Below are 11649 nucleotides of genomic sequence, written 5' to 3'. Positions count from 1 at the left end.
TGGCAGAAGATCGGCGACTCCCGCCGCGGGATGCACCTCTACTCCCGCCTCCCCGAGGACGCTTAAGATTCCATGGCCGTCAGTCGCCGATTCTCAGGCGCTCGACGACGAGCTCAGCGTGGTACGAAAACCGTTGGAGACGTGCCTGGTTGCTGTCTAGCGTGCTCGCGTGGATGCATTGAAGGTGCTGCAGCTAGAGGCCGAGACGATCTGGCCGCCGGTCGAGGATGGGTTGGGTGCCGGCGGGTTGGGAGACGACACGATCGCGGTCACTGCTGTTACCTATGACGGGCAGTCGATCACGATCGCCGGTGCAACTCCGCTGTCACCGGACACCGCGGTCGGAGCAAGCCTCGCGCGCTGTTGGCTACTGGAACGGACCACCTCGTGTGCCGCGCCACCAGGATTACGCCTGGTCAGCACGGCCGGCTCCTATCAACCACCAAGTCGCTGGTCGACCACCGAGTGGGACAGCCTGATGAACGGCGACCAAGGCCCGTGGGTCGCCCTGGTCCATGGCGATCGCGTGCAGAGCTTGGCCCATTGCGCACGCCTCACCAAGCGAGCCGCGGAGGTCGGAGTACAGACCGAGGATGAAGCACGCGGCCGTGGACTAGCGTCCGTGACCGTTTCGGCGTGGGCCGAGCTGATGAGGCAACGGGATCTGGTGCTGTTCTACAGCGCACTCGAGGCCAACCAGTCCTCCCACCGCGTAGCCGCCAAATGCCACGCCACACCCCTCGGCAGACTCAGCCGAGTCTTCGTCCAACCCAGCTTCGAAGAACCAGGATGACTGAGTCCGGGCTGACCTCGGTTGGGTCGGTGGGGAGCCCTGAGCCTGGCCGCTACTCCCAGCGGATAAGCAACTCTGGCTTCGCAAGATGATCCACCGCCGCGACGCCAATCACCCTTGGCTCGAACACCTCGGTTCGTTAAGTAGACACAAGCGATAGACGACACCTCTCGTCGATGCGGAGACCCCCATCGGTACTTCGGTCGCCGCGTCGCGCGGCCGCCGTACGACGTCGAGGCTCGTCAGGTCACCGTGAAATCCGCGGTACTGGTGCCCTTCGGCCCGGCGTCTGTGATGACGGAGACCGTCAGGTGATAGAGCCCGCGAACCTCGAGGGAATCCGAACCGAAGGAGAAGCTTCCGCTGCAGGACTCGTTGCGACTGGTCTTGATGACCGTGGTCCCGCGCTTGAGGACCCACGTCGGGTAGCAGCCGCCGCTGAGGTACTGACCGGTCTCGTCGTACACCGTGGCCCTGGCGCCGGGAAGCGAGCCGGCGCGGTACTCGGCCGGTCCGATTTTGCCCGAGGTGCCGATCCGGATGGTGATCGCCAAGCCGCCTGGTGGCGGTGGCTCGAGGGTCGGTGACGTCGGTGTCGTGGTCGGGTCGCCGGTCGAGGTCGCGCTCGGTGTCTCGGTGATTGTCTGCGTGACGGTGCTGGTGGCTGTCTGGGTCTGCACCGCGAGCACCGTGGTCGGTGGCGGCGCTGGATTGATGCTGGCCGGAAGCGCCCCGGCCTGCCCGAGAACGATGGTGAGCACCGAGCCGATGATCGCCCCGACCGCCGGGATTCCCGCGATCAATGCCGGATGGCGATGCCAGGCGAACTCCGCCTTCTTGGCGGGTTTCCGGGCAGGCTCGTGTGTCTTGGTCTGATCCACTGTGGTTCCCCCCACATGCCAGTTCTCTGATGGCCCCCCGGCCACCTTGTGATGCACCACCCTGGACCAAAACCCCTCCTCTCGTCCACAGCAGAGAGTGACCTTGGTCCGACGCGCGGCACTCTCCGTGAGACCTGCCGACGCAATGGTTTCTGCCGGTGCCGCTTGGTGGGGGTGGGGGAAGCAAGCGACGGAGGAGTTGGTGGATCTACCCGGAGGTGTGTGGGGTGGAACCGCCCGTACGCCGCCCCCGGCATACGGGCGGTTCCTGATCGGGTTACCAGTTGGCCTGGGGGCCGGTGGGAGGTAGCTGCGTGGTGGTGGGGTGGAGGACGTAGACGAGGCCGCCGGAGTGGGGGACCCAGGCGTTTTCGAAGGCTTCGCGGTCGTAGGTGGTGCGGACCTGGTCGTTGGAGGCGATCAGGTGGGAGGCGGGGTCGTTGACGACGACGTTGCCGGCGGCGTCGAAGCCGACGATGACCATCAGGTGGCCGTTGGTGCCGTAGCCGGCGCCGGGGAGGTCGCCCTTCTTGAACGAGAGGGAGGCGACCAGGGGGATGCCCGCTTTGATGAACTGCTCGGCCTCGGTGAGCGACCTCAGCCGGGTGACGAAGGTGTCAATGCCACGCGTAGCGGCGTACGCGGTGTTGAAGGGCCAGTTGCCCGCGCCGTCGTACTCATAGTCGAAGACCGACCGGGCCGAGTGGTCCACCTGCGGATCCGCGTCCGTCGGGTCCACCCAAGCTGTCTCGGCCGCGGTCGGGCCGGCGCCGTAGTAGTCGAGCACCATGGCCGTGGAAGTGGCCGAACACCAGGCCTCGCCACCGCCGTCCCACTGCGGATAGTGCCCGATGTGCGTCTCCTGCGAGTACGTCGGTACGTCCAGCACCAGGCCTTCGGCTCCTCCGAGCGGGCTGGCCGGGACCTTCTTCTGGTCGGGCAGGCGGGACGCCATCGCGCCGACTGAGCGGACTACCGGCGACTGGGTCGTGCCGGACAGGCGGTACAGCGTCACCTTCAGCTGCCAGCTGTCGAGGGTCCGGCCGGTCGCGGCGACGAAGGTGTCGACGGCGACGGAGCCGTTGGTGTCACCCTGGCTCGGCACCGAGGTCCGGTGGATGTCGCCCGCCGCGGTGTCGTCGCCACTCGACCAGCGGCCGAGCACGTACCACTTGGTGGTCGTGCCGAGATCCGTGTGGCCGGCCATCGACACCTCGACCCAGGTCCCGGGCGGGGTGGTGGCGTTCCACGAGGCGATCAGCTCGGTCAGGCCGAAGGAGGTCGGCACCTGCGGGGAGGTCCAGCTCGTCTGGTCGTAGCTCTTGGCCGTACCGTCGCCGAACGGGTCGACGTACGAGGTGGTGCCGGTCGACGTGCCGAAGGTCAGGGAATCGTCGGCCACGGTGGTGCCGGACCGGGTGCCGGAGAGGAAGTCGGAGGTCGACGTCCACGTCTGGTAGGTGATGTCGCGCGGCTGAGGTTGCTTGGCGGCCTCGCTCGGTGCAGCGGCGAGGCTCAGCACGACGACACCGGTGATCAGGGCGGCCAGGGGGCGGCGGGCGGCGGTCATGTTTTCGACGGTAGTCCCGCCGCCACCCGCTGTCGCGGTGAGCGCGTGCCGCGATGCGTTACTTCTTGGTTAATTAGTTTCCGGCAGCCCGGGCGCTCGTCCACTCGTCCGCGAGGAGCGCGAAGACGAGTTCGTCGGTCCACTCGCCTTTGAGGAACTCGTTGCGGACGAAGTGCGCCTCCTGGCGCATCCCGAGGCGCTTGAGCAGGTTCGCGGAACCGGTGTTGCGGTGGTCCAGGCGGCCGATGATCCGGTGCATGCCGAGCTCCTCGAAGCCGAGCCGGAGCAGCTCGACCGACGACTCGGCGGCGAAGCCGCGGCCGTGGAAGTCGGGGTGGAAGACGAAGCCGATCTCGCCCGTGCGGTGCTCGGCGCTGTGGACGAACAGCGTGACCTCGCCGACGTGCTGACCGGTGTCCCGCAGGATCACGGCGACCGTGAGCGCCTGTCCGTCGGTATCCATCGGTACGTCGGCCAGCCGGCCGGCCAGGGACTCCCGGACTTGTTCGGGGGTCCTCGACTCGTACAGCAGGAAGCGCGTGACGTCGTCGTTCGACTGGAGCTTCAGCAGGTCGTCGTAGTCGGTCTCGAGATAGCGGCGAAGGGTCAGACGGTCGGTCTCGATCGGCAACGAATAGGTCACCTGTCGAGCCTAAGAGACAGCCGCAACTCAATTTGCCGCAGGCCTTGGGGCCGCGGATCGCCGATTGCCGATGGCGGAATCGTCGCTACCCGGACGCAGATCGTCCGCATTGGGGTTTAGGTTGGGCCCATGGACACCACCGACTTCCCGTGGGAACCGCCGCTGGCGGGCACTGAAGTAGAGCAGCTCCTCGGGGCGCTCGACCGGCTGCGGATGACCTTCCGCTGGAAGGCCGACGACCTCGACTCCGCCGGACTGCAGACCCGTATCGGGGCTTCCTCGTTGACCCTCGGCGGTCTGCTGAAGCACCTCGCCGCCCAGGAGGACTACCAATTCACCGTCAAGCTGCGCGGGGAGCCGGTGGGTGCGCCTTGGGACGCGACCGGCTGGGACGGCAGCAACGACTGGGAGTTCACCTCGGCCGCTGACAACACTCCCGATGAGCTGTACGCCCTGTGGGACGGAGCCGTCGATCGTTCGCGGGCGAGGCTCGGCGCGGCCCTGGCTGAGGGTGGCCTCGACCAGTTGATCCACGCCTCCTCGGACGAGGGCGAGCACGCCAACCTGCGGCGCCTCGTGTGCGACCTGATCGAGGAGTACGGACGCCACACCGGCCAGGCCGACCTGCTCCGCGAGGCGGTGGACGGCCGCGTCGGCGAGGACCCACCCGGCGGCTGGAAGCCCCGAGCAGCCCAGACCACCTGACCGCAGTATCGGCTCAGCGCTCCAGACCACCTGCCCCCGCGGACCACCTGACCCGTCGTACCGGCTGAGCGAAGTACGGCGGGTGGGGCCCGTCTGTGGAGAATTGTCAAGAGCAGTCTCGAATCACCGTTACCCTTGATCGGTGACACTTCGCTTGTATGACACCGCGACAGCAGCAGTGAGGGATTTCGAGCCGGTCCATCCGGGCAAGGTCGGGATCTACCACTGTGGGCTGACGGTGCAGGGTGCCCCCCACGTCGGGCACATCTACAAGGAGATCGTGTTCGACGTCCTGCGGCGCTGGCTCGAGCGGTCAGGCTACGAGGTCACCGTGATCGCGAACGTGACCGACATCGACGACAAGATCCTCGCCAAGTCGGCCGAGCGGCATGTCCCGTGGTGGGCGCACGCCTACGAGTTCGAGCGCGAGCTGCACTGGTCCTACGACGTGCTCGGCTGCCGCCCGCCGACGTACGAGCCGCGCGCGACCGGTCACATCCCCGAGATGGTGGAGATGATCGACGCGCTGCTCGCGAGCGGCCACGCGTACGTCGCGCCCGACGGCTCGGGTGACGTGTACTTCGACGTCAAGTCCTGGCCGTCGTACGGCGAGCTCTCGAACCAGCGGATCGACGACATGGAGCCGGCGGAGGACGCCGACCCGCGCGGCAAGCGCGACCCCCGGGACTTCGCGCTGTGGAAGGGCTGGACCGAGGACACCCCGCGGACCGCGTCCTGGCCGACCCCGTGGGGACGAGGCCGTCCGGGCTGGCATCTGGAGTGCTCCGCGATGGCGGGCAAGTACCTCGGCACCGAGTTCGACATCCACGGCGGCGGCCTCGACCTGCGCTTCCCGCACCACGAGAACGAGTTGGCCCAGTCGAAGGCGATCGGGCAGAAGTTCGCTCGCTTCTGGATGCACAGCGCGCTGGTCACCGCGGCCGGCGAGAAGATGTCGAAGTCGCTCGGCAACGGCGCCGTGGTGCGCAACGTGGTCGAGCAGGTCCGGCCGATCGAGCTGCGGTACTACCTGGTCAGCTCGCACTACCGGTCCGTGGTCGAGTTCTCCATGGCCGCGCTGGAGGAGGCCGCGACCAGCTTCCAGCGCGTCGAGGGGTACGTCGGCCGCGCCACCGAGGTGACGGGTGGTGTCCAGCCCGCGGCGGATCTGCCGCAGGAGTTCGTCACCGCGATGGACGACGACCTCGGGACGCCGACCGCGGTCGCCGTACTGCACAACACCGTGCGGGACGGCAACAAGCTGGTCGCCGACGGGGATTCCGTTGCCCTGAAGGAAAACCTGGCCGCCGTGCGCGCGATGCTCGGCGTACTGGGCCTGGACCCGCTGGCCGAGCCCTGGGCGTCCCGGACCGGGGCGACCGAGGAGCTCACCGAGGTAGCCGACGGGCTGGTGAAGGCTCTGCTGGACCAGCGTCAGGCAGCCAGGGAACGCAAGGACTATGCCGCCTCGGACGAGATCCGCGACCGGCTCAAGGCGCTCGGCGTCGTCGTCGAGGACACCCCGCAGGGGCCTCGCTGGACGATCGCCGCGCCCCACTCAACCGAAGGAAACTGAAGTGCCAGGCAGTAGTCAGCGCAAGGGCGCGATCCGCAAGAAGCCCAGGGGCAACCCGACCGCCGGTTCCGGCGGTCGGGTCCGTCGCGGGCTGGAGGGCAAGGGCCCGACGCCCAAGGCGGTGGACCGCACCAAGCATCCCGCGCACAAGCGGGCGAAGGCGCAGGAGCGCGCCAAGGAGCGCACCGGCGGTCGTCGGCAGAACAGCAAGGACGTCGGCGAGTCCACCGTCGAGTGGGTCTACGGCCGCAACCCGGTGGTCGAGGCGCTGCGCGCGGGTGTTCCGGTCAGCGCGCTTTATGTTGCCGAGGGCACCGAAAGGGACGCCCGGCTGCGGGAGGCGCTGCTGATCGCCGTCGAGCACGGCATCTCGCTGCTCGAGGTGCCGCGCACGGAGATGGACCGGCTCACCAGCCACGGCGCCCACCAGGGTGTCGCGGTCCAGATCCCGCCGTACGAGTACGCCCATCCGGACGACCTGCTTGCCCGTGCGTACGACGCCGGCCAGGAGCCCCTGATCGTGGCGCTCGACGGCGTGACGGACCCCCGCAACCTGGGCGCCATCACCCGGTCCGCCGCGGCCTTCGGGGCTCACGGCGTGCTCGTGCCGGAACGTCGTACCGCGTCCATGACGGCGTCGGCGTGGAAGACCTCGGCCGGTGCCGCGGCCCGGATCCCGGTGGCCCGCGCGACCAACCTGAACCGCGCGCTGAAGTCCTACAAGGACGCCGGCCTGCTCATCGTCGGCCTCGACATGGGCGGCGAGGTGGAGCTCCCCGAACTGGTCGCCGCCACCGAGCCCCTCGTCCTGGTGGTCGGCAGCGAGGGCAAGGGTCTGGCCCGCCTGGTCCGCGAGAACTGCGACATCATCGTCTCCATCCCGATGACCACCGCCACCGAATCCCTCAACGCCGGCATAGCCACCGGCGTAGCCCTCTACGAAATCTCCCGCCGCCGTGGCTGATGAGGCTGCTCCGGTACATCGCGGAGGTCGCGGACGAGCCGTTCGTCCTCGACCCCGCGAACCCGGAGAACGAGCAACGGGAGAACACCTGGTTGCTCGACAGCCCGGCAGTCGAGCGAGCCGGTCTGACGACCGCCGAAGTCTCCGCATGTCCTAGCTCCGCCACCGAATCCTCAACGCGGACATAGCCATCGGCACAGCGGTCTACGAATCTCCCGCCGCCGCGGCTGGTGGATGCCTTGATGTACCTACTTCATGTAGGTACATTAGCTTGATGGAGACCATAGGTTTGCGAGAGCTCAACCAGAACCCGTCGAAGGCGGTGGCGCGGGTGCGGGCCGGCGAGACGATCCTGGTCACGGATCGCGGCCGACCGGTGCTCCGCCTCGTCCCCGAGGATGAGAAGCCGGATGCACTGCAGCGATTGATCGACTCGGGAGAGGTAACTCCTCCCGCCGAGCTGGGAATGCCCGACTTGGTGCTCGATCTGGCGGCCGACGTGGAGAGTCTGTCGGACGTGCTGATCGCCGAGCGGGACAAGGAGCGGCGCAGGTGATTTATCTGGATGCCTGCGCGCTCCTGAAGTTCATCAAACCCGAAGCGGAATCGGCCGCATTGCGCAAGTGGCGAGAGTCGCTGCCGCAGGATGCCGAACTCATCACCAGCGAACTGGCCCGGTTGGAGATCACGCGGACCCTGCTGCGTGCCGGCGTCGATCACCAGCAAGTGCCGTACTTCGCCGGCCAGGCGGTCCGGGGGATCTACCTGGTCGACCTCACCACCACAGTGTTGGCTCGAGCCATGGCCTACCGCACCACCAGGCTCGGTTCCCTTGATGCCATTCACCTTGCGAGCGCTGAACCTTTCCGCGGCGACCTTGTCGAGTTCCTCACCTATGACAAGGAACTGGCGGGTGCCGCTGGGGAACTGGGCTTCCCCGTCACGGCCCCTGCCTGAGTCATCGACGGCGAGGCCCCCCGGATGAATGCGCCCGGGGTCCTCGTTCTGTTGGTAGGTGTCAGTAGACGTTGACGTTGTAGGTGACCGTTCGGCACAGGCTGGTACGACGAACACCCCTGCCCGGCGGACCGGACAGGGGTGAACGAAGAGGTGGATCAGTAGACGCTGACGCCGTAGCGGCTCAGGACCTCGGTGACGGGCTGGAAGAAGGTCGTGCCACCGGAGGAGCAGTTGCCGCTGCCGCCGGAGGTCAGACCGAGCGCGATGCTGCCGGCGAACAGCGAGCCGCCGGAGTCGCCGCCCTCGGCGCAGACGTTGGTCCGGATCAGGCCGGTGACGGTGCCCTCGGCGTAGTTCACCGTCGCGTTGAGGCCGGTGACCGAACCGCTCCGCACACCGGTTGTGCTGCCGCTGCGCTTGACCGCCTGGCCCACGCTGGCGTTACCGGCCGCGGTGATGTCCTGGTACGAGCCGTTGTAGAGGTACACGTTGCCGGGGTGGTTCGTGTACGACGTGCTGTACCGGACGATGCCGTAGTCGTTGCCGGGGAAGCTGGTGCCGTACCGGGTGCCGAGCACGGTCGACTGCGAGGAGTTGGCGTACCAGGTGCCGGACAGGTTCGTGCAGTGGCCGGCGGTGAGGAAGTAGTAGGTGCTGCCGCTGCGGACGTTGAAGCCGAGCGAGCAGCGGTAACCGCCTCCGTAGATGGCCTGGCCGCCGCTGATCCGCTTGCTGAGGACGCCGGGCAGTTTCTCCAGGGTGACCTGGCTGCCGAAGCGCTTGGTGACGGCGGTGAGCGCGTCGAACTTGGCGCCGCTCACGGTGTCGTCGTACGAGACGATGATCCGCCCGGTCTTCTGGTCGGTCATCCAGGCGGTGCCCGGGATCGACGCGTCGCGGGACAGGGTGGAGGTGATGGTGCTCGCTGAAGCGATCACAGGACTCGGGGCGGCCGAGGCCTGGGTGGCCAGCAGAGCGGTGGTTGCTGCCAAACCGGCTGTTGCCAGCAGAGCGGCGGTACGGCGGACGGAATTCAACTTCACGGTCGGCCTCCTCACGATGAAGGACGCGCTCGGGGCGGGAGCGTCCTTGGCTCAACCTGGTCAGCCATACCCATTATGTCCCTGAGTATTCAGGTAGTACCGGAGCGTAGGGTTAACCTCCGTACGTCAGGGTCCGCCGCAGCACCTGCCGCTGCTCCTCCAGCGCGGCGTGCTCCACCTCGACCGCCCACTCGTCGCCCGACACCCGCACGCTCATCACCCCGTTGTCGAACCACGGCCCGTACGCCGTACGCCAGGTGGCCGCGACGTCCCGTACTCCCGCGGAGCGGGCCAGCCGGCGCAGGAGGCCCGTCATCCCGCGGCTGTCGAGCAACTTGTTCGCCACCTGGATGTGCTTGCCGACGGGGTTCCGGAAGGGCGACATGGTCAGCTGGCGGATCGCAGTACCGGGATGGTCGACGGTGTTCAGGTCGGCCTCGGTCAGGTAGCTGCAGTGCACGTCGCCCGACAGCATCAGGATCGACTTCGGCGCGTTCTCGCCGCGGACCAGATCGGTGAACAGGTCGGTCAGCTCGTCGAAGGACTTCCGGAACGACGCCCAGTGCTCCAGATCCATGCCCTGCCGGATCCGCTCGCCGATCCGGGCGGCGCGCGGTCCCCAGGCGCCGGACGAGACCGCCTCGTCCCAGCCCTCCAGGTGATGCAGCCCCGGCGTCAGCAGGAACGGCAGGGTGGAGGCGAACAGCAGGTGGTGGATCGGCTGGGTGGCGTGGACGGTGTGCCGGCGGACCCACTCCCACTCGTGCGCGTCGACCATCGCCCGTTCCTCCGGCTCCAGATGCCGAGAGCACCGGGAGTCGACGGCAACGAGCCGTACTCCGCGTGAGCGTGCCCCGAAGTCCCGGTAGTAGCTCCAGCGGGTTGAAGCCGCGTCCTCGTCCGCCTCCCAGGCGAAGGCGTCCAGGTAGGAGGTGCGCTCGTCGTCGTCCTCGAGTGCCCGCATCGCCGCGTATGTCGGGTCCTTGTCCAGCTGCTCCGGCGAGAGGTTGCCCAGGTGCTGGTAGACCCAGTACGACGCGTAGGCGCCGACGACCCGGTCGTGCCACCACGGCTGCGAGGTGACCCAGCGGCGCCAGCTGAGCGAGGTGTTCCAGTCGTCGCGCAGGTCGTGGTCGTCGAGCAGCATGCACAGCGGGACCGTGGAGAAGAGCCACCGGACGGCCGGAGTCAGCCAGGAGTCGTCGTAGAGCCAGGTGTACTCCTCGAAGTTGCCGATCTCGTCGGCCACCTCGGATCCCTGCCGGCCACCGTGCGCCTCGCGGAGCTTGTCGAGTACCGCGTCCGATGGGTCGTCGGCGTACACCTGGTCGCCGAGCAGCAGCAGTGCGTCCGGTCGCTCGTCGTCCCCACCGGCCATCCGTTCGGCCAGCGCGACGAGGGCGTCCGGGCCGAAGTCCTTGAACCCCTGCTCGTCGAACGGCGCCGACCGCCGGCACGACCCGAACGTCAGCCGGAAACTCCCGTCCGCCTTCGGCGTCTGGATCACGCTCGGCCCGTACGGCGTCTCGGCCGGCGGCCACACCTGCGCCCCGTCCAGGTGCACCTCGTACGGCGTCGCGGTGGCCGGCTCGAGGTCTTCGATCAGGATCAGCGCGTAGTGGTGTCCGTGCACGGACCAGGTGCTCGTCCGGTGGCCGAGGATCTCCACCTGACAGGGTCGGGTCGTCTCCACCCAGACGGTGGCGCGCGTCTGGTCGACGTACCGGAGAAGGGGCCCCAGCTTGAGGTCGGCGGTGGTCTGCTGCACCTCAAGCACGCTACAGCCGATACCCAACCTGAGGTCAGGTCCAGACGTGCCGCCGAAGTCAGCTTCGCTGCCGAAGCCGCGCCGGGTCAGTCGTGCCGGAGGGAGTGCAGGACGAACGAGGCGAGCTCGCGGTACGCCTCGGCGTCGGTCAGGCCGGTCCGCCGGGCGATGTCGCCGCGCTGGATCGCCTGCATCGTGTGCGCGACCATCTCCGCGGCGAAGCCGATGTCGACCTGCCGGAACGCCTTGCTGGCGATGCCTTCCTCGATCAGCGACCGGACCCGGTCCGCCGCGATCCGGGTGTTCCGCTCGTACACGGACCGGGCCGGGGCAAAGGTCGCCACGTCGTCCAGGAACGTGCGGGTGGCCGGCCGGAGCGCGTCCGCGACCGCGTTCAGGTAGGCGGCGATCCGGCGGTCGGGCCGGGTCTGCTTGCCGACCGCGGACTCGACCTCCGCGGTGGCATTCTTGAAGTAGTGCTTGACCACCTCGACGGCGAGCTGTTCCTTGCTCGGCGCCAACGCGTACAGGGTCGTCTTGCTGCAGCGCAGCTCCGCGGCCAGGTCGTCCAGGGTGAACCGGCTGAAGCCTTGGGTCAGGAACAGGGACAGAAGCCGGTCGAGCAGCTCGGACTGCCTGCGGGTGCGGCGTCCCGGGACGACTGTTGTCATATCGAGACAGCATAGAACGATACGGAATTATGGTCTTCAGTATCAAGAGGAGTATCATTTCGTCAGCTGTTGAGA

General features: G+C 67.9%; 12 protein-coding genes. 6 read left to right on the top strand and 6 right to left on the bottom strand.

What is annotated here, in order from left to right; translation table 11 throughout:
* Window positions 1–169 precede the first annotated feature (169 nt).
* A complete protein-coding gene (locus tag EV648_RS16980; RefSeq protein ID WP_132291816.1) occupies window positions 170–793 on the top strand; it encodes a GNAT family N-acetyltransferase in 624 nt (207 codons plus the stop codon).
* A 242-nt stretch (window positions 794–1035) separates the two neighbouring features.
* Here the strand turns inward: EV648_RS16980 and EV648_RS16975 are convergent, their stop codons facing one another.
* From EV648_RS16975 to EV648_RS16965, 3 genes are all read right to left on the bottom strand, one after another.
* The gene (locus EV648_RS16975) at window positions 1036–1674 is read right to left on the bottom strand and encodes a hypothetical protein (protein WP_132291813.1); all 639 of its coding nucleotides are present in this window, start codon (window positions 1672–1674) and stop codon (window positions 1036–1038) included.
* Between the two features lie 277 nt (window positions 1675–1951).
* The gene (locus EV648_RS16970) at window positions 1952–3244 is read right to left on the bottom strand and encodes a peptidase C39 family protein (RefSeq protein ID WP_132291810.1); all 1293 of its coding nucleotides are present in this window, start codon (window positions 3242–3244) and stop codon (window positions 1952–1954) included.
* Between the two features lie 73 nt (window positions 3245–3317).
* Complete coding sequence (locus EV648_RS16965) at window positions 3318–3887, bottom strand: GNAT family N-acetyltransferase (RefSeq protein ID WP_132291807.1); 570 nt, start codon at window positions 3885–3887, stop codon at window positions 3318–3320.
* 129 nt (window positions 3888–4016) lie between these two features.
* On the opposite strand from EV648_RS16965, the gene EV648_RS16960 reads away from it, so the two are divergent.
* The 5 genes from EV648_RS16960 to EV648_RS16940 all read left to right on the top strand — a co-directional run bounded on the left by EV648_RS16960 (window position 4017) and on the right by EV648_RS16940 (window position 8089).
* The gene (locus tag EV648_RS16960) at window positions 4017–4592 is read left to right on the top strand and encodes a DUF664 domain-containing protein (RefSeq protein WP_132291804.1); all 576 of its coding nucleotides are present in this window, start codon (window positions 4017–4019) and stop codon (window positions 4590–4592) included.
* A 142-nt stretch (window positions 4593–4734) separates the two neighbouring features.
* The gene (gene cysS / locus EV648_RS16955; RefSeq protein ID WP_132291801.1) at window positions 4735–6168 is read left to right on the top strand and encodes a cysteine--tRNA ligase; all 1434 of its coding nucleotides are present in this window, start codon (window positions 4735–4737) and stop codon (window positions 6166–6168) included.
* Between the two features lies 1 nt (window position 6169).
* Window positions 6170–7132, top strand: a complete 963-nt coding sequence (gene rlmB, locus EV648_RS16950; RefSeq protein WP_132291798.1) for a 23S rRNA (guanosine(2251)-2'-O)-methyltransferase RlmB — start codon at window positions 6170–6172, stop codon at window positions 7130–7132.
* Window positions 7133–7406: 274 nt separating this feature from the next.
* Complete coding sequence (locus tag EV648_RS16945) at window positions 7407–7688, top strand: type II toxin-antitoxin system Phd/YefM family antitoxin (RefSeq protein WP_132291795.1); 282 nt, start codon at window positions 7407–7409, stop codon at window positions 7686–7688.
* Complete coding sequence (locus EV648_RS16940) at window positions 7685–8089, top strand: type II toxin-antitoxin system VapC family toxin (RefSeq protein ID WP_132291792.1); 405 nt, start codon at window positions 7685–7687, stop codon at window positions 8087–8089. The genes EV648_RS16945 and EV648_RS16940 overlap by 4 nt, the downstream gene beginning before the upstream one ends.
* Before the next feature lie 158 nt (window positions 8090–8247).
* Here the strand turns inward: EV648_RS16940 and EV648_RS16935 are convergent, their stop codons facing one another.
* The 3 genes from EV648_RS16935 to EV648_RS16925 form a co-directional block, all read right to left on the bottom strand.
* Window positions 8248–9135, bottom strand: a complete 888-nt coding sequence (locus EV648_RS16935; RefSeq protein WP_132291789.1) for a S1 family peptidase — start codon at window positions 9133–9135, stop codon at window positions 8248–8250.
* A 112-nt stretch (window positions 9136–9247) separates the two neighbouring features.
* On the bottom strand, window positions 9248–10903 hold the full coding sequence (locus EV648_RS16930) for an alkaline phosphatase D family protein (protein WP_132291786.1): 1656 nt from the start codon (window positions 10901–10903) through the stop codon (window positions 9248–9250).
* An 86-nt stretch (window positions 10904–10989) separates the two neighbouring features.
* The gene (locus tag EV648_RS16925; protein ID WP_132291783.1) at window positions 10990–11574 is read right to left on the bottom strand and encodes a TetR/AcrR family transcriptional regulator; all 585 of its coding nucleotides are present in this window, start codon (window positions 11572–11574) and stop codon (window positions 10990–10992) included.
* Between the last annotated feature and the right edge of the window lie 75 nt (window positions 11575–11649).

The sequence above is a fragment of the Kribbella sp. VKM Ac-2568 genome, assembly GCF_004345365.1.
Lineage (GTDB): Bacteria > Actinomycetota > Actinomycetes > Propionibacteriales > Kribbellaceae > Kribbella > Kribbella orskensis.
This window is presented reverse-complemented; position numbering and strand designations above follow the sequence as displayed.